The following is a 16774-nucleotide window of genomic DNA, read 5'->3' on the forward strand; positions in this document are numbered from 1 at the left end:
GCCTGGTCATATGGCCATCCCGCCCGCTCGCTATTCGACTTCGCCGCTATCGGTGTCGCCGACCTGCGCTTCGCGCTCATGGCTCATGGCTGCCGCCGCGAGCGCGGTGGCGTTCGCCGGCGCGGATTCCTTGCGCTCGCTATACCGGTCCGTGAGGTAGTCGCTGCGATCGCGCACCAGCAGGGTGAACTTGTAAAGCTCCTCCATGACGTCGACCACGCGGTCATAGTAGGAGGACGGCTTCATGCGACCGGCCGCGTCGAACTCCTGGTATGCCTTCGCCACGGACGACTGATTCGGAATCGTCACCATCCGCATCCAGCGACCGAGCACGCGGAGCGCGTTGACAGCGTTGAACGACTGCGATCCGCCGCAGACCTGCATGACGGCGAGTGTGCGCCCCTGCGTCGGTCGAATGGCTCCCATCTCCAGCGGCAGCCAGTCGATCTGGTTCTTGAAAACAGCCGTCAGCGTGCCGTGCCGCTCGGGACTGCACCAGACCTGTCCTTCCGACCATTGGGAGAGCTGGCGGAGTTCGACGACTTTGGGGTGATCTGCCGGGACACTGTCGCACATCGGCAGCCCGTGCGGATCGAAGATCCGCGTCTCGGCGCCGAAGTGATTCAGGATTCGTTCGGCTTCGAGTACGAGCAGCCGGCTGTATGACGTCTCGCGCAATGAGCCATAGAGCAACAGGATGCGCGGCGGGTGGGTACTGACGCGTGGTGGTTCGAGCTTCCGCAGATCCGGGGTATCGAGTACCGCCGGCACGACGTTGATCAAGTCCGTGGTCATTGGATCCTCCGGCGGTCTTAGGACTCTGAGGCGAAGGAACAACTGGATATGGGAGAGCACGGATTGCCGCCACAGCAGTTGTCCGTGAGGTAGCCCAGCAGGGCATTCATGGTCTCGAATTGAGCCACGTAGATGATGGAACGGCCTTCCTGGCGGCTGGCGAGCAGGCCTGCGCGGTGCAACTCCTTCAGGTGAAAGGACAGCGACGAGGGCGGCATCTCCATGAGTTCCGCGATGCGCCCCGCGGGCAGCCCTTCAGGACCAGCCTGCACGAGCAAGCGGAATACGGCCAGGCGGATGGCGTGCGCAAGCGCGGCAAGCGCTTCGAGGGCTTTGTCTGTTTCCATTATTCGAAGATAGTCAAATAATGGAAATCTCGCAATACGTCATGCGATCTTTATATGTTCTTTATGCCGGTCTGCTTACTTTCTATCCGGTTTTTACGGCCCCATCGATAAGCTTGCCGGGACTCACTCAAGGATGCCAGCCGTGATCGGGGTCGTCCGTATTTGATCGCCGCCGCCGTCCCCGCGCCGGCGCCAGCCGTGTGCCGTGGCCGTGCGTCGGACAGGCGGCGGTTCTGCTAGCATGGGGCGCGAACTTTCCCATGACTGATACCGAACTCCGCGCCGCCGGTGCACGCCCCGATCCCGATGACCTGCTCAGGCAGGTGCAGGCCGAAACGGCGCGGGCCGCGCGCGGCAAGCTCAGGGTCTACTTCGGCGCATCGGCGGGCGTAGGCAAGACCTTTGCCATGCTTGCCGCGGCGCGCGCGGCGGCGGCGCACGGCGTCGACGTTGTCATCGGCGTGGTCGAGACCCACGGCCGCGCGGAAACCGAAGCGCTGGTCGACGGCATCGGGCGCCTGCCGATGAAAGCCGTGCCGTACCGCGAGCGCGTGCTGAGCGAGTTCGACCTCGACGCGGCGCTGGCCCGCCATCCCGCGCTGGTGCTGGTCGATGAACTGGCGCACGCCAACGCACCGGGCAGCCGCCATCCCAAGCGCTGGCAGGACATCCAGGAGCTGCAGGCGGCCGGCATCGACGTGTGGACCACGGTCAACGTGCAGCACCTCGAGAGCCTCAACGAGGCCGTCGGCGGCATCACCGGCATCCGCGTGTGGGAGACCGTGCCCGACACGGTCTTCGACGGCGCCGACGAGGTCGTGCTGGTCGACCTGCCGGCCGATGAACTGCTGCGCCGGCTGAAAGAGGGCAAGGTCTACCTGCCCGAGCAGGCGCGGCACGCGTCGCGCAACTTCTTCCGCAAGGGCAACCTGATCGCGTTGCGCGAACTGGCGCTGCGCCGCACCGCGGACCGCATCGACGACGATGTGCGCGCCTGGCGCCAGTCCGAAGCCGTGCAGGCGGTCTGGCGCACGCGCGAGGCGGTGCTTGCCTGCATCGGCAGCGGCGACGATGCGGAGCAGGTGGTGCGCAGCGCGCGCCGGCTAGCCGGGCAGCTCGATTGCGACTGGCACGTGGTGACCGTGGCGACGCCCCGGCTCGCACCCCTTTCCGATGCCGCGCGGCTGCGCCTGCAGGCGGCGATGCGTCTCGCCGAGGAACTGGGCGCGCGGACCGAAACACTGGCCGGCAACGACATGGTGCTGGCGATTGCGCGCTACGTGCGGCGCCATAACCTGACCAAGGTCGTGCTCGGCCGCGCGCCGGCGGACTGGCGCCGCGGCGGCTCGGTGGTGGAGCGCGCGCGCGCGCTGCTGGGCCTGGCACTGTCGCCGTTCGTCAGCGGACCGGGCTGGCTGGCCAGCCGCCGCGCCAGCTTTGCCGATGCGCTGGCGCGCGGCTGCCCAGAGATCGATATCATCCGCGTGGCCGCCGACATGACGCGCGCCGATCTGCGTCCGCGCCACGGCGCCGACGGCACGGAAGCTGCGGCAAGCCCCGATGGCGAGAGGCGCAAGGACTACGCCTGGGCCGTGGTGTGGTGCGCGGGCGCGACGCTGCTGTCGGCGCTGGCGCTGCCGTGGTTCGACGTGGTCAACATCGTCATGCTGTTCCTGGTGGCGGTGGTTGGCGTGGCGCTGCGCCATGGCCGCGGGCCGGCGGCGCTGGCGTCGGTGCTGGCGGTGGCGGCGTTCGATTTCTTCTTCGTGCCGCCGCGGCTGTCGTTCGCCGTCAGCGACGTGCAGTACCTGCTGACCTTCCTGGTGCTGCTGTCGGTCGGGCTGGTGATCGGCCAGCTTACCGCCGGGCTGCGCGAGCAGGCACGGCTGGCGGTGCAGCGCGAAGAGGATGCGCGCACGCTGTATGAACTGGCGCGTGAGCTGTCGGCGGCATTGCAGCCCGAACAGATCGTCGCGATCGGCAGCCGCTTCCTGCGCGCCGCCTTCGATGCCAGTTCGGCCTTCTTCCTGGTCTCTGCGGACGGGCGGCTGCTGCCGCCGGTGTCGGATGCCAGCCCGGCGCGCAGCACGGACAACAGCGCCGGGCACACCGACTCGATCGACCGCGTGCTGGCCGAATGGGTCTTCCACCATGGCCAGCCCGCCGGCACCGGCACCGACACGCTGCCGGGCAGCACGGTGCTGTACCTGCCGCTGAAGGCGCCGATGCGCACCCGCGGCGTGCTCGCCGTAGAGCCCGCGGTGCCGCACGCGTTCGCACAGCCCGCGTTGCGCCGCCAGGCCGACGTGTTCTGCACGCTGATCGCGATCGCGATCGAGCGGCTGCACTATGTCGAGGTGGCGCAGCAGGCGCTGTTGTCGATGGAGTCGGAGCGCCTGCGCAGCTCGCTGCTGGCCGCGGTCTCGCATGACCTGCGCACGCCGCTGACCAGCCTGATCGGCATGGCGGAAACCATGCAGCGCGGCATGCCGCCGCTGGCCCCGCCACTGGACGAAACCGTCGCCGCGATGCTGGAGCAGGCGCGCCGCATGCGGACCATGGTGGTGAACCTGCTCGACATGGCCAGGCTGCAGGGCCGCGACGTGCGCATCAGGCAGGAATGGCAGTCGATCGAGGAACTGGTCGGCGCGAGCCTGGCCGCGATGCGCGACGCGCTGGCGCGTCACCGCGTAGTTGTGGCCGACCTGTCGCAAGTGCCGCTGGTGGAGTGCGATGCCGTGCTGGTCGAGCGCGTGCTGTGCAACCTGCTGGAGAATGCCGCCAAGTACACGCCGCCAGGCACCGAAATCCGGTTGTCGGCCATGGCTGCGGGCGGCGAGGTCCGGGTCGTGGTCGAGGACGACGGCCCAGGCGTGCCCCGGGGCAGGGAGCGGCAGATATTCGAGAAATTCACGCGCGGCGAACGCGAGTCCGCGACCGCCGGCGTCGGCTTGGGCCTGGCCGTATGCGAGGCCATCATGCAGGCGCATGGCGGCCGCATCTGGGTGGAACCGGCGCAGCGGCAGGGTCAGCAAGCGCGCCCCGACGACAGCACCGGCGCGCGCTTCACGATCGCGTTGCCGCGCGGCAACCCGCCAACCATCGAGCCCGAGCCGGCCGCTCTGCCTGAGCCGCCCGGGCCGTCGCCAACCAAGCAAGGAGAGGCATAGATGCCGTTCGATTTTTCGCCCACGATCCTGCTCGTCGAGGACGAACCGCATATCCGCCGCTTCGTCCGCCTGACGCTGGAGGCCGAGGGCTGCACGGTGCACGAGGCCGAGTCACTCAAGCGCGGCCTGGTCGAGGCCGGCACGCGGCAGCCGGACCTGGTCATCCTCGACCTGGGCCTGCCGGACGGCGACGGGCTCAAGCTGATCGGCGAGGTGCGCACATGGACCGCCGTGCCGATCCTGGTGCTGTCCGCGCGCAGCGGCGAAGCCGACAAGGTCGGCGCGCTGGATGCGGGGGCCGACGACTACCTGACCAAGCCCTTCGGCGTCGCCGAGCTGGTGGCGCGGCTGCGCGTGCTGCTGCGCCGGCATGCCCGCGCCAACGCGCAGGGTTCCATCCAGGTCGCGTTCGGCGATATCCAGGTCGACCTCGCCAACCGCGTGGTCACGCGCGGCGGGCAGGCGGTGCACCTGACGCCGATCGAGTACCGGCTGCTGGCCGTGCTGATCGCGCATCGTGGCAAGGTCATGACGCACCGCGAACTGCTGCGCGAGGTATGGGGACCCGCGCATTCGGAAAGCAGCCAGTACCTGCGCGTCTACATGGGACACCTGCGGCACAAGCTTGAAGCGGACCCGGCGCAGCCAGCCCACCTGCTGACCGAAGTGGGGCTGGGCTACCGGTTCGCCGGATAAGGCCGCGCCGTGACGAGACCCCGCACCGGGGTCCCTGCTGAGCGGGGGCGCAGCGGTGCTTTCAGCCGGTAGTCGCGCTACCACGCGCTACCACGCGCCTCCCGGCCCGCGGGCGCGGTGGCCGGCAAACCGCTCCAGCATGAAATCCACCAGCGCCCGCACCTTGTCGGGCCGGTGGTTGCGCGCCGGGAACACCAGGTAGATGTCCGCCGGCGCCAGCTGCCACTGCGGCAGCACGCGGCGCAGCGCGCCGCTGCGCAGGTGCCCGGCCACGTCCCATTCGGAGCGCACCAACAGCCCTTGCCCGTCGAGCGCCCACGCCAGCGCCGATTCGCCGTCGTTGGTGCTCATGGTGCCACGCACCTTGACCGTTTCCTGGTGCGCGCCGTTGCGCAGGTGCCAGGTGCCAAAGGTCTCGTCGGCCTCGCGGATAAAGATGCAGTTGTGCCGTGCCAGCTCGCGCGGATTCGCCGGCTCGCCGGCGGCCTGCAGGTAGGACGGCGCGGCGCACAGCAGGCGGCGGTTGTTGGCGAGCAGCCGCGCGGTGAGCCGCACGTCGGGCAGTTCGCCGAAATGGATCAGCGCGTCCAGGCCCTGTTCGACCAGGTTGAGCGGCCGGTCGCTCAGGTGCAGCTGCACCTCGATCCTGGGAAACGCGCGCGCGAATGCCGACAGCGCCGGCGCGATATGGCGGCGGCCGAAACCCAGCGTCGCGCCGATCTTCAGCAGGCCGTGCGGCGTGCTGCTGCTGCCGGCGATGGCGCGTTCCAGCGCTTCCATTTCCGCCAGGATGCGCGCGCCTTCGACCAGGTAGCTTTCGCCCTCCGGCGTCAGGCTGATGCGCCGCGTGGTCCGGTGCAGCAGCCGCACGCCCAGCCGCGCTTCCAGCGCGGCCAGCCGCTTGCTGACCGCGGGCGGCGTTACGCCCAGCTCCTGCGCCGCCGCGGCCAGGCTGCCGTGCTTGTTGATGCACTGGAAAAAGGCCAGGTCGGAGAAGTTGTCCATTGCTGAATTACAGGAACTAAAGAAGTAACGGAGTATGAATTATGTATCTCCGGGGCAATGATACGATCGTTTCCACAACAATTCATCCCACAGGAGACGCCCGTGAAACTTGTCCGCCTGACTGCCTTGCTGGCCTGTGCCGCGGCTTTCGCCGCCACCGCTGGCACCGCCGCCGCCCAGTCCTATCCCCAGCGCCCGGTCCGCCTGATCGTGCCGTATGCCCCCGGCGGCAGCGCCGACATCGCCGCCCGCCTGGTCGCCGATGCCTGGGCCAAGAGCCTCGGCGGCACCATCGTGGTGGAGAACCGCGCCGGCGCCGGCGGCAACATCGGCGTCGACGCGGTCGCCAAGGCGCCCGCCGATGGCTACACCGTCGGGTTGCAGACGGTGTCGCTGGCCATCAACCCCGGCCTGTTCCCGCGCATGCCGTATGACACGCTGAAGGATCTCGCGCCGATCGGCATGGTCGCAAGCTCGCAGCACGTGCTGGTGGTCAACAACAACATCCCGGCGAAGACGCTGCCGGAGCTGATCGCCGCGGCGAAGGCCCAGCCGGGCAAGCTGACCTACGGCTCGGCCGGCAATGGCAGCACCTTCCATATGTCGGCGGAGCTGTTCAAGTCGGTGGCCAACGTGTCGATCGTCCACGTGCCGTATCGCGGCGGTGGCCCGGCGCTGGTCGACACCATTGCCGGCCAGGTCGACATGAGCTTCCCGGTGGTGTCCGCGGCCCAGCAGCATGTGCAGGGCGGCAAGCTCAAGGCGCTGGCCGTGACCGGTTCGAAGCGCTCCGCCCAGCTGCCGAACGTGCCGACGGCGGCGGAGGCCGGTTTGCCGGGCTACAACTTCGAAACCTGGTTCATGGTGTTCGCGCCCACGGGCACGCCCACGTCGGTCATCGACAAGCTGAACACCGCGCTGAATGCCGCGCTCGCGACGCCGGCCACGCGAGACCGGATGCTCAAGGAAGGCTTCGAGCCGACGCCGACCACGCCCGCGGCCGCCCGGCAGCGGCTGGAGAAAGAAATGCCCGTGTGGGCCAACCTGATCAGGCAGCGCGGCATCACCGCGGAATGACCGTCATACCGTTTCCAAGGCTCGTGCCATGACACCCCGCACCCTGTACCAGAAGCTGGTCGATTCCCATACCGTCGCCAGGATCGACGACGACAACGTGCTGTTGTATTGCGACCTGCACCTGATGAACGAATACACCAGCCCGCAGGCCTTCGCCGGCCTGCATGAGCAGGCGCGCGGCGTGCTGGTGCCGGGGCAGAACGTGGCCGTGGTCAGCCATATCATTCCCACACACCCTGGCGCGATCCGCGTGATCGCCGATCCGGCGTCGGCGCTGCAGGCCACCAACCTGCACGCCAACTGCGAGCGTCACGCGATCCCGCTGTTCGATACCAACGACACGCTGCAGGGCATCGAGCATGTGGTGGCGCCCGAGCACGGCATGATCCGCCCGGGCACGGTGGTGATCTGCGGCGACAGCCACACCACCACGTACGGTGCGCTCGGCGCGCTGGGTTTCGGCATCGGCACGTCAGAGGTCGAGCACGTGCTGGCCACGCAGACGCTGGTCTATCGGATGGCAAAGACCATGCGTATCCGCGTGGACGGCAAGCTGCCGCTCGGCACCACCGCCAAGGACCTGATCCTGCGCATCATCGGCGCGATCGGCGCGCAGGGTGCGCGTGGCTACGTAGTCGAGTACTGTGGCTCGGCCATCCGCGACCTGAGCATCGAAGCCCGCTTCACGCTGTGCAACATGACGGTCGAGGCCGCCGCGCGCGGCGCGCTGATCGCGCCGGACGAGGCCGCCATCGAATACGTGCTGCGCCGCGCGCCGGATATTGGTGGCGATGACGGTGGCGCCTGGCGCGACGCCGCGCTGCAGTACTGGCAGACGCTGCACAGCGATGCCAGCGCGCGGTTCGACATGGAATACGTGTTCGATGCCAGCCAGGTCGAGCCGCACGTGACCTGGGGCACCAGCCCCGACCAGGTGTTGCCGGTATCGGGCCAGGTTCCGTTCCCGGAAGACCAGATCGACGAAGCGGAGCAGCGCTCGGTCGAGCGCGCGCTGGCCTACACGCACCTGCAGCCGGGCGCGATGCTGGCCGGCACGCCGATCCAGCACGTCTTCATCGGCTCATGCACCAACGGCCGCATCGAAGACCTGCGCGCGGTCGCCGGCGTGGTGCGCGGCAAGACCGTCGCCGCGGGAGTGCGTGCGATGGTCGTGCCGGGATCGGGCGCGGTGAAGGCACAGGCCGAGCGCGAAGGGCTGGCTGGCATCCTCATCGCGGCGGGGTTCGAATGGCGCCAGCCCGGCTGCTCGATGTGCCTGGCCATGAACGACGACGTGCTCGCCGACGGCGTGCGCTGCGCCTCCACCACCAACCGCAATTTCGAAGGCCGGCAGGGGCGGGGTGCCATCACCCACCTGATGAGTCCGGCCATGGCTGCCGCGGCGGCCATTACCGGCGCGATCACCGACGTCCGCAAGCTGGAGCTGTCCCATGCCTGAACTTTCCTGCCTCACCGGCAAAGCCGCCGCGATCCGTTTCGAAAACCTCGACACCGACCAGATCATTCCCAAGCAGTTCCTGCGCGGCATCGACAAGTCGGGCCTGGCTGAAGGCATTCTCTATGACCACCGCTTCGACGCCACCGGCGCGCGACGGCCTGATTTCGTGCTGAACCGGCCGGAGTACGCCGGCACCAGCATCCTGGTGGGCGGCGCCAACTTCGGCTGCGGCTCCAGCCGCGAGCATGCCGTATGGGGCCTGCAGCAGCTCGGCATCCGCGCAGTGATCGCGCCCAGCTTCGGCGAGATCTTCTACTCGAATGCGATGAACAACCGGCTGCTGCTGGTGATGCTGCCGCGCGGGGTGATCGAGCGGCTGATGGACGCGGTCGATGCCGACAGCGTTAATGAGCTTCGCATCGAAGTCGAAGCCATGCAGGTGCGCACGCCGGTAGGCGACTTCCCGTTCGAGCTGTCGGCGCGGCATCGCCGCATGTTCCTGGAGGGACTCGACATGATCGGCCTGTCGTTGAAGCAGCGCGACGAGATCGAGCAGTTTGCGCGCCGCTACTGGGATGCGTTCCCGTGGGCGAAGGATGTAGCCCGGCGCACGCGCGACCGGCTGGGCACGACCTGAGTCTTCAGGTGCCGCGCCATCCCCGGCGCGGCAAGATCCGCATGTGACGTCATGCGGACACATTCGTATGCGGATCTGAGCACCTGCCGCCATGCGCAAACCGAATTCCATGCGCCCGCGGCGCCGCGTGGCTATGCTTGGCATATTTCCGCCAGCTTCAGGCAGGCATGCAGCTCCGGACAATGCCATGACGACGAACGACGACAGCGCGGGCCCCGCGCCGGCCGACGCGGCCCGCCCCGCCAACCCGCGCCTGCTGGCCGCGATGAGCCACGAGATCCGCACGCCGCTGTATGGCATGCTCGGCACGCTGGAACTGCTGTCGATGACCGAGCTGGGTGCGGCGCAGCGCCAGCAGGTGGCGACCATCACCGCGTCGTCGCGCGTGCTGCTGCAGATGCTCGACGACCTGCTCGACTTCTCGCGCATCGAAGCCGGACAGATCAGGCTGGACGCGGTGCCGTTCGACCCGGTGGCGCTGGCCAAAGCCGTGGCGCGCGCGCAGGAGCCGCTGGCCATGCGCAAGGGTGTGGCCCTGGACTGCGACCTGCGGCCGGGCGTGCCGTGGCTGCTGGGCGATCCGCTGCGCGTGCGGCAAGTGCTGGCCAACCTGTTGCGCAATGCGATCAAGTTCACCGCGCAAGGGCGCGTCACGCTGCGCATGTGGCAGGAACCGCAGCCCTTGGCGGAGCAGGTCAGGTTGATGCTGGAAGTGGCCGACACCGGCCCGGGCATCGATGGCGCGCTGCTTCCGCACCTGTTCGAGCCCTTCACGCAGGGCGATGTACCGCGCGCGGACGGGCACGGCGGCGCCGGGCTCGGGCTGGCCGTCTGCAGGCACCTGGCCAGGCTGATGGGCGGCGACATCACTGTCGAGAGCACATCGGGCGAGGGCAGCCGCTTTACCGTGGCGCTGCAGTTGCAGGCCACCGCATCACGACCGCCGCCTGCTGGCGCCGCCCGCGCCGATACGGCGCCAGCGATGCCGACGCTGCCGCAGCTCGGGCTGCGCGTGCTGGTCGTGGAGGATCATCCGCACAACCGGGAACTGCTGCGTGGCCAGCTGGAGCGGCTTGGCTGTTCGGTGCAACTGGCGAGCGACGGCGCGCAGGGGCTGGCGGCCTGCACATCAGGGACCTTCGACGTCGTGCTGACCGATGTGCAGATGCCGGTCATGGATGGCTACACGCTCAGCCGCCGGCTGCGCGCGGCAGGTAACCGGGTGCGCATCGTCGCGCTGACCGCCAACGCGGGCGATGGTGAAGCCGGTCGCTGCCACGCCGCTGGCATGGACCGCTGCCTCGTCAAGCCGGTGCTGCTGCAAGCGCTGGCGGTGTGCTTGCAAGAGGTGGCGCCAAAGGGCGCGCAGACGTCGCCGCTTGCCAGCGACGACGCCGATGCCAGCGCCGCGCTGCTGTCGCAGCGCGTGCATGCCGACCTCGATGCCTTGCTTGCCGCTGCCACCAGCGGCGACCTGGGCGCGGTACAGACGCACGCGCATCGCATGCGCGGCGCGCTGGCGAACATCGATGCCGCGCGCGACGCGGCGGAGCTGTGCCGCGAACTGGAGGCTGGCGCTGCGTGGGCGGTGCAGGCGGCGCAGGACAGCATCGGCGATCTCCGTCTGATACTGGATGCCTGCTTTCCTGGCCAGCGCAATTCGCGCTTCTCGCCATGATCCGGATCTCGATCGCGGATGAAAATGAAGCGTCAATGGATCGCAGCGGCGATCGCCATCGGCGTCGGGGCCGCATGGGCGAGCTCGACTGTCGCAGCTTCTCCGGTGTATCGAGGTGATTTGCCTGTAGCCGTGCTTCAAGCTAGAGCGCCGAGCGCCTGCAGGGCTTCGTCCCGCTCCCAGGCGACGCAATTGCGGCCGCGGCTCTTGGCCGCGTATAGCACGTGGTCGGCACGCATCAGCAGCGTGTCCAGGTCTTCGCCGGGCCGCAGCGTCGCCACGCCGAAGCTTGCGGTCACGCGGTGCACGCCGGGCAGTACCGTCATCGGCGTGTGTTCGAGCGTATGGCGCAGGCGCTCGGCCAGTTGCAGCGCGGCGTCGGGCGCGGTATCGGGCAGCAGCACGACAAACTCCTCGCCGCCCAGCCGCGCCGCGATATCGCGCCGGCGAATGCCGCCGGCGATGATCTGGCCGAACTGCGCCAGCACCGCGTCGCCGGCGCTGTGGCCGTAGTTGTCGTTGATGAACTTGAAGAAGTCGAGGTCGCACACCAGCAGGCTGAGCGGCTGCCCGGGCGGCGGCGGGATCTGCTGCATGGCGAGCGCGGCCAGGCCGCGGCGGGTATGCAGCAGCGTCAGCGGGTCGGTGTCGCGCTCGTGCCGCAGGCCGACGATGATGTCCTGCACCGTTGCGGCCAGCAACGCCAGGGCCAGCGCCATCAGCAGCAGCGCCAGCGTGGCCTGCAGCCACAGCCAGTAGGCCGTTTGGATAAAGGTGGCTGGATCGTGCGATGCGGCCGGCACCACGGTCAGTACGGTGCGCGGCAGGAAATGCAGAGCGAACAGCAGGTAAACCCAGAACAGCATGCGGTCCGCCAGGCGCCCGGTGCGCAGCCGTGACAGTGTCGGCATGCCCAGCAGCAGGATCATGGCGATGCCGACGTTCAGGATGTAGATGCGCGCCACCAGCCGCGGCTGCACCAGGTCGAACCACGCGATCGCGCCGAGCAGCGCGAGCGGCAATGCCACCTGCGCGCAGGTATCGACCCGCGCACCGAAGCGCCCCAGCATGCCGCGCAGCAACAGCACGCCGCTGCCCAGGTACAGCATGCCGGTCACCGTGGCCTGTCCGCCGCCGGGGCGCGGTGGCCAGACGATCTGCAGGGTGATGGCGATCGCGTACATGCCGTACGCGGCAGCCGGCAGCAACAGGTAGTGCCGGGTGCGCTCATAGCGCCAGGCGAGCACGAAGCACAGCGAGAATGCGATGGCGATGGCGGGATTGACCAGTGCCAGGAATCGACCAGCGTCTTGCAACACGAGAGTCCCCTGTTCTTGTTGTTCTCTGGCAGGGGTGGGTTGCAAGCCCCCGGCGATGCCGCGCATGCGTCGCGGCATCGCGTGGCCTGAGGGAGCATGGCCAGGGAACATTATGGGGCGCATGCGCGCCCGGGCAGGCGCGGCGCTTGCCGCGGCTTGCTGAGTGTTTCCGTCAGGTCTCATTCTAGCCACCACCGCGGTACGCGGCGCATGGTGCCTGCTGCTTCCGGGCAAACAATTGTGAACGTTCGGGACGTGACGGGACGTGACGGGACGTGGCTGCCGGGCCACGGTTGCCACGGTTTCCCGCTTTTGTGACTAATCTGGTAGATGCTGTCCGGATCCTCCGGCAGTTCGGTTTTCCGTACGCAAGGAGATCACGATGAATACCAAGAAAGCGATGCCGGTTCTGCTGCTGGCGGCAAGCGTGCTGGCGGCGCCGTTTGCCATGGCGCAAGGCAGTGGCCCGACCACCCGGCCGATGACGGAACCCGCGGCGTCAGCGCCGCCGCCAGCCCCGCAAAGCTCGCCGTATATGCAGGTGCAGCAATGGAAGAAGGGCGATCGCCTGCCGACCGAGTTCAGGGACCGCCAGTATGTGATCGACAATTACAAGCAATACAACCTGCCGGCGCCGCGCAAGGGCACGCGCTGGGTAGGGGTTGGCGCCGAGTATTATCTGGTGGCGCCCAATGGCGTGATCCAGCAGGTCGGGTCGGGCTCCTGACCCACATCGGCGGGGGCGCCCACCCTGGGCCGCAGCAAAGCCAAAGCCGCCGCGCGGGGTACGCGGCGGCTCTTTCTTGTGCAGTGCGCCGCTTCAGATGCCAAGTATCTTCTTGGCCTCGAGCAGCGACTTCATCGCTTCGTCATGCTTGCCGGCCTTGTGGTAGGTCGCGCCGTCGGCACGCAGCTTGGCCACCTTGGCGGCATCTTCTGGCGACAGCGCTGGCTTGGTCGAGAGCTTGGCGTCGATGGTCTTGATCTCGTTGGGGCAGTTGTGGGCGAGTGCCAGGCCGCTGGCGCCGCACAGCACCAGCGCCGCTAGGATCGGGATGGATTTACGCACGTCGGCCTCCGCTTGGGGATGGTGGGATTTCCAGCATAGTGCATGGCCCGCGTGGCGGGCATGCCCGCTGCCGGCTGGCGGCCGGTGCCAGTACTGCTGGTTTTCCCACGCGCCTTCCGATGTTATGTTGGAGGCCGTCCTTTTTTGCCCGCCAGGAGCCGGACGCCGGTTGCGCATGGAAAACTCTGCCGAGAATTTTTTGCTGGCCCTGCTGTGCGCCGCGGTGCTGACCGTGACCGTGGTGGGCATTCACTACGAAGCCCTGCGCGTGCTGTCGTCGCTGCATCCGCGGCGCTGGAGCGGGCGCGTCAATATCGGTGTGCTGATCGTCTGCATCATCCTGGTCCACTGCCTGGAAGCGATGGTGTTCGCGTTCGGCTTCTGGTTTGCCGACAACGTGCTCGGCCTCGGCTGGCTGGCGGGATCGACCGCGCCCGGCATGCCGACCCGCCACGGCCAGCCGTCGCTGCTGGTCTATGCCTACTTTGCGCTGGAGACCTTCACCACCCAGAGCCTGGGCGACCTCTACCCGGTCGGCGCGACCCGGCTGATCGCGACCATCGAGCCGCTGGTGGGCCTGATCCTGATCGGCTGGTCCGCGTCGTTTACCTATGTGGTGATGCGGCGCGACTGGCAGCTCGAGGAGGAAGGCGAGCACCGCGGGCGCTAGCGCAGCGCACGCCGCGGCCGGCGCCGGCAACAAATGCCGGAAGTGCCGCAGATGCCGCTAGTGCCAGACGAGCCGCGAACGTTTAAGCTGGCGACTTCAGCAAATCAACCAGCACATCTGCCGAGGAGCCACCATGCCGAGCCGCCAGCTCACCCTGATCCGCGTAGCCGCAATTGCCACCCTTGCCGTGGCTTGCAGCGCCCACGCGCAGAAGCAGGACGGCCAGGCCGCCGCCGCCGCCGCCATCAACGAGGCAGTCCAGGAGGGCACTACGCCCTACCGCCCCGATCCGGCCGCGACGCCGGCCAGCATCGAGTCGGCGGAATGCCGTGAGCTCGCCGCCCAGATCGCCACCGCGCCCAAGCGCGAGTACCGCACCACCGACTCGACCATCGAGACCGCGCAAGGGCGGCAGGTGCCCGAGCTGGAACGCGAGCGGCCGCGCAAGTCGCTGCAGCAGGCGTACCAGGAGAAGTGCATCCGCTAAGCCGGTTGCGCCGCGGAAGGCCGCGCCAGGCGCGGCGTCCGCGCGCCTCTTCGTCCCCCACCTCCCGGCGCGGTTCCGCGCCGGATTCCCCCGCCTCCTTTGTTCGTTCCTCTGCTGCGCCGCACAAGCCTGGCGCGCCGATGCCCCGCGTTCGCGCACATCCTTCCACTGTGCCAATAGCCGTTTCACCACGCCGGTGAAAAATACATATGTTTCATGGTTATCCATGATGGAACAATTGTTGCTGGTTGCCTAGCATTGGCGATGTGATGGCGCATCGCCGACCGCCACCCCGACAACCAAGCTACCCACGCATCCAAGGAGAGCCTGTATGAAAGCAGCAGAAGTCACGCGTCCGTGCGACGGTTCATCGACCCCGCGCCGGTCCACGGCCGCAGCGGCTGCCGCCGCGGCGCTGGTGCTCTGCAGCGGTGCGGCCGGCACGGCGCATGCCGCCGACGTTGCCGCCAGCCCGACCCTCGGCAAGATCAAGTCGTCAGGCTCGATCGCCATCGGCCATCGCACCTCGTCGATCCCGTTCTCGTACTACGACGCCAACCAGAAGGTGATCGGCTTCTCGCAGGACATCTGCGACCGGGTGATCGATGCGGTCAAGCGCGAGACCGGCGTGCCGGCGCTGCAGGTGCGCATGGTGCCGGTGACCTCGCAGAACCGGATCTCGCTGGTGCAGAACGGGACCGTCGACCTGGAGTGCGGCGTCACCACCAACCTGAAATCGCGCCAGCAGCAGGTGGCGTTCTCGACCACGTTCTTCGTCGCCGGCACGCGGTTGCTGGTGAAGAAAGGCAGCCCGGTGCGCGACTTCGGCGACCTCTCGGGCAAGGCGGTCGTGACCAATGCCGGCACCACGTCGGAGCGCATCCTGCGCCGGCTCAACGACGAGAAGCACGCCAACATCACCATCCAGAGCGCCAAGGACTATGGCGAGTCGTTCCTGATCCTGCAATCCGGCCGCGTGGCGGCGTTCATGATGGACGACGTGCTGCTGTCGGGCGCGCGCACGCTGGCGCCCAACCCCGCCGAGTGGGCCGTGGTGGGCACGCCGCAGTCGTTCGAGGCCTATGCGTTCATGCTGCGCAAGGACGATCCCGGCTTCAAGCAGGTGGTCGACGGCGCCATCAGCGGGCTGATCCGCAGCGGCGAGATCAACAAGCTCTACAACAAGTGGTTTGCCGCGCCGGTGCCGCCCAAGCAGGTCAATTTCGAGCTGCCGATGAGCGAGCCGCTGAAGAAGGCCTACGCCAGCCCCAGCGACGAGGCCTTCGAATAATTTCCTTCAGCCGTCCCCCTCAGCCATCTCCATCAGCCGCGGCCGGCGGGCACGTAGGCGCCGGTGCGGTGCAACTCGCCCTCGGCCTGCTCGAGCGCGCGGATCGCGCCCTTGCCCTTGCGCGCCAGCAGTTGTTCGACCAGCGCCTCGACCACGGCCACGCCGGCCGTGATCGACGGGAAGAACGACGGGCTCTCGACCGAGAACAGCAGCGTGCAGTCCGCCGCCAGGGCGATCGGCGCCACGGTGCTGTCGGTCAGCGCGATCACCTTGCAGCCGCACTCGCGCGCGGCCGCCGCCACGCGGATGCTTTCCTGCGAATACGGGGCAAAGCTGGCCACCACCACGGCGTCCCTGGGCGCCAGCCCGCGCAGCTCCATTTCCAGCGTGCCGGCATCGGCGCGGATCAGCTGCACTGAGCTGCGGAACAGCCGGTAGACATAGTGGAAGGTGAACGCGATCGGGAAGCACGAGCGAAACCCTGCCACATGGACGTTCTGCGCGTGCGACAGCAACTCCGCCGCCTGCTGCAGCGTCTTGTCGTTGTTGGCGGCGATCAGGTCGAGATTGTGGTGCTGCGCGTCGAGCATCTCGCCCAGCATGCGGCTGGCGCTGCTTTCGCGCACCACCTTGCGCGCGCGGCGCGCATAGGGCTGGCTGCCGCCGCGCAGCGCATCGACAAAGAGTTCGCGCAGGCCCTGCCAGCCTTCGAAGCCAAGGTGCTGCGACAGCCGGACCAGCGTGGCGGGCTGCACGCCGGCGCTGGCGGCGATCTTGCGCATGGACAGCACCGGCACGTCCTGCGGGTGGTCGAGCAGATAGCGCGCGCCGCTCTGGAACTGCGTGCTCAGGGTCGGGAAGCTGGCGCGGAGCAAGGCCAGCAGCGCGTCGAGGTCCTGGGGCGGCGGCGTGGAATCGGCCTCGGTAGGTTGCGGCGGATGGGTGGGGCTGTCGGACGGCATGGGCACTCCGGATTCGTGGTTGTAACGATTGTTGCACAGCCGCGCTCAGGCGGGCCGGCCGGTGCCTCGTATGACGCTGTGCCAAAGTCGTCACGTCGATAGCTGACGGGCA

The 16774-nt window shown here is 68.2% G+C and carries 16 protein-coding genes; 10 read left to right on the forward strand and 6 right to left on the reverse strand.

The features are described 5' to 3' along the window. Positions 1–30: 30 nt before the first annotated feature. Complete coding sequence (gene arsH / locus ACIP1U_RS00515) at positions 31–795, reverse strand: arsenical resistance protein ArsH (RefSeq protein ID WP_400310383.1); 765 nt, start codon at positions 793–795, stop codon at positions 31–33. A 17-nt stretch (positions 796–812) separates the two neighbouring features. Beyond that, positions 813–1142 (reverse strand): ArsR/SmtB family transcription factor, encoded by a 330-nt coding sequence (locus tag ACIP1U_RS00520; protein WP_400310386.1) that lies wholly within the window; start codon positions 1140–1142, stop codon positions 813–815. Positions 1143–1402: 260 nt separating this feature from the next. Here ACIP1U_RS00520 and ACIP1U_RS00525 point away from each other — a divergent pair, with 260 nt between their 5' ends. Together ACIP1U_RS00525 and kdpE are read left to right on the forward strand one after the other, a co-directional pair. After that, positions 1403–4312, forward strand: coding sequence for a DUF4118 domain-containing protein (locus ACIP1U_RS00525; RefSeq protein WP_400310388.1), 2910 nt, complete (start codon positions 1403–1405; stop codon positions 4310–4312). Further along, a complete protein-coding gene (gene kdpE / locus ACIP1U_RS00530; protein WP_400310391.1) occupies positions 4313–5008 on the forward strand; it encodes a two-component system response regulator KdpE in 696 nt (231 codons plus the stop codon). An 87-nt stretch (positions 5009–5095) separates the two neighbouring features. On the opposite strand, the gene ACIP1U_RS00535 is transcribed toward kdpE, so the two are convergent. Then, positions 5096–6013: a LysR family transcriptional regulator gene (locus ACIP1U_RS00535; protein WP_400310394.1), complete on the reverse strand. Its 918-nt coding sequence runs from the start codon at positions 6011–6013 to the stop codon at positions 5096–5098. A 102-nt stretch (positions 6014–6115) separates the two neighbouring features. On the opposite strand from ACIP1U_RS00535, the gene ACIP1U_RS00540 reads away from it, so the two are divergent. The 4 genes from ACIP1U_RS00540 (at position 6116) to ACIP1U_RS00555 (ending at position 10864) form a co-directional block, all read left to right on the forward strand. Then, positions 6116–7090, forward strand: a complete 975-nt coding sequence (locus tag ACIP1U_RS00540) for a tripartite tricarboxylate transporter substrate binding protein (protein ID WP_400310397.1) — start codon at positions 6116–6118, stop codon at positions 7088–7090. A gap of 28 nt (positions 7091–7118) precedes the next feature. Further along, entirely contained in the window at positions 7119–8549 is a 1431-nt protein-coding gene (leuC, locus tag ACIP1U_RS00545; RefSeq protein WP_400310400.1) for a 3-isopropylmalate dehydratase large subunit, read from the forward strand. After that, positions 8542–9186 (forward strand): 3-isopropylmalate dehydratase small subunit, encoded by a 645-nt coding sequence (leuD, locus tag ACIP1U_RS00550; RefSeq protein ID WP_400310403.1) that lies wholly within the window; start codon positions 8542–8544, stop codon positions 9184–9186. Before leuC ends, leuD begins: the two co-directional genes overlap by 8 nt. A 187-nt stretch (positions 9187–9373) precedes the next feature. Further along, complete coding sequence (locus ACIP1U_RS00555) at positions 9374–10864, forward strand: ATP-binding protein (protein WP_400310406.1); 1491 nt, start codon at positions 9374–9376, stop codon at positions 10862–10864. A gap of 137 nt (positions 10865–11001) precedes the next feature. On the opposite strand, the gene ACIP1U_RS00560 is transcribed toward ACIP1U_RS00555, so the two are convergent. Further along, positions 11002–12183, reverse strand: coding sequence for a diguanylate cyclase (locus tag ACIP1U_RS00560; RefSeq protein ID WP_400310408.1), 1182 nt, complete (start codon positions 12181–12183; stop codon positions 11002–11004). A 382-nt stretch (positions 12184–12565) separates the two neighbouring features. On the opposite strand from ACIP1U_RS00560, the gene ACIP1U_RS00565 reads away from it, so the two are divergent. Next, positions 12566–12910 (forward strand): RcnB family protein, encoded by a 345-nt coding sequence (locus ACIP1U_RS00565; RefSeq protein ID WP_400310410.1) that lies wholly within the window; start codon positions 12566–12568, stop codon positions 12908–12910. Positions 12911–13003: 93 nt separating this feature from the next. On the opposite strand, the gene ACIP1U_RS00570 is transcribed toward ACIP1U_RS00565, so the two are convergent. Then, on the reverse strand, positions 13004–13252 hold the full coding sequence (locus ACIP1U_RS00570; protein WP_400310413.1) for a hypothetical protein: 249 nt from the start codon (positions 13250–13252) through the stop codon (positions 13004–13006). Between the two features lie 175 nt (positions 13253–13427). On the opposite strand from ACIP1U_RS00570, the gene ACIP1U_RS00575 reads away from it, so the two are divergent. From ACIP1U_RS00575 to ACIP1U_RS00585, 3 genes are all read left to right on the forward strand, one after another. Continuing rightward, entirely contained in the window at positions 13428–13922 is a 495-nt protein-coding gene (locus ACIP1U_RS00575; RefSeq protein WP_400310415.1) for a two pore domain potassium channel family protein, read from the forward strand. Between the two features lie 133 nt (positions 13923–14055). After that, positions 14056–14409, forward strand: coding sequence for a hypothetical protein (locus ACIP1U_RS00580; protein WP_400310418.1), 354 nt, complete (start codon positions 14056–14058; stop codon positions 14407–14409). Between the two features lie 331 nt (positions 14410–14740). Beyond that, positions 14741–15700, forward strand: coding sequence for a glutamate/aspartate ABC transporter substrate-binding protein (locus ACIP1U_RS00585; protein ID WP_400310421.1), 960 nt, complete (start codon positions 14741–14743; stop codon positions 15698–15700). 32 nt (positions 15701–15732) lie between these two features. Here the strand turns inward: ACIP1U_RS00585 and ACIP1U_RS00590 are convergent, their stop codons facing one another. Then, on the reverse strand, positions 15733–16662 hold the full coding sequence (locus ACIP1U_RS00590) for a MurR/RpiR family transcriptional regulator (RefSeq protein WP_400310424.1): 930 nt from the start codon (positions 16660–16662) through the stop codon (positions 15733–15735). Between the last annotated feature and the right edge of the window lie 112 nt (positions 16663–16774).

Origin of the sequence: Cupriavidus sp. NPDC089707 (assembly GCF_044748965.1) — a bacterium.
GTDB lineage: Bacteria > Pseudomonadota > Gammaproteobacteria > Burkholderiales > Burkholderiaceae > Cupriavidus.

What these genes read in the sequence shown, in the direction of transcription:
- ACIP1U_RS00565 (WP_400310410.1), top strand. Translation starts at nt 12,566, where the DNA reads ATGAATACCAAGAAAGCGATGCCGGTTCTGCTGCTGGCGGCAAGCGTG.
- ACIP1U_RS00575 (WP_400310415.1), top strand. Translation starts at nt 13,428, where the DNA reads ATGGAAAACTCTGCCGAGAATTTTTTGCTGGCCCTGCTGTGCGCCGCG.
- ACIP1U_RS00520 (WP_400310386.1), bottom strand. Translation starts at nt 1,142, where the DNA reads ATGGAAACAGACAAAGCCCTCGAAGCGCTTGCCGCGCTTGCGCACGCC.
- ACIP1U_RS00585 (WP_400310421.1), top strand. Translation starts at nt 14,741, where the DNA reads ATGAAAGCAGCAGAAGTCACGCGTCCGTGCGACGGTTCATCGACCCCG.
- ACIP1U_RS00535 (WP_400310394.1), bottom strand. Translation starts at nt 6,013, where the DNA reads ATGGACAACTTCTCCGACCTGGCCTTTTTCCAGTGCATCAACAAGCAC.
- arsH (WP_400310383.1), bottom strand. Translation starts at nt 795, where the DNA reads ATGACCACGGACTTGATCAACGTCGTGCCGGCGGTACTCGATACCCCG.
- leuC (WP_400310400.1), top strand. Translation starts at nt 7,119, where the DNA reads ATGACACCCCGCACCCTGTACCAGAAGCTGGTCGATTCCCATACCGTC.
- ACIP1U_RS00525 (WP_400310388.1), top strand. Translation starts at nt 1,403, where the DNA reads ATGACTGATACCGAACTCCGCGCCGCCGGTGCACGCCCCGATCCCGAT.
- leuD (WP_400310403.1), top strand. Translation starts at nt 8,542, where the DNA reads ATGCCTGAACTTTCCTGCCTCACCGGCAAAGCCGCCGCGATCCGTTTC.
- ACIP1U_RS00580 (WP_400310418.1), top strand. Translation starts at nt 14,056, where the DNA reads ATGCCGAGCCGCCAGCTCACCCTGATCCGCGTAGCCGCAATTGCCACC.
- ACIP1U_RS00590 (WP_400310424.1), bottom strand. Translation starts at nt 16,662, where the DNA reads ATGCCGTCCGACAGCCCCACCCATCCGCCGCAACCTACCGAGGCCGAT.
- kdpE (WP_400310391.1), top strand. Translation starts at nt 4,313, where the DNA reads ATGCCGTTCGATTTTTCGCCCACGATCCTGCTCGTCGAGGACGAACCG.
- ACIP1U_RS00555 (WP_400310406.1), top strand. Translation starts at nt 9,374, where the DNA reads ATGACGACGAACGACGACAGCGCGGGCCCCGCGCCGGCCGACGCGGCC.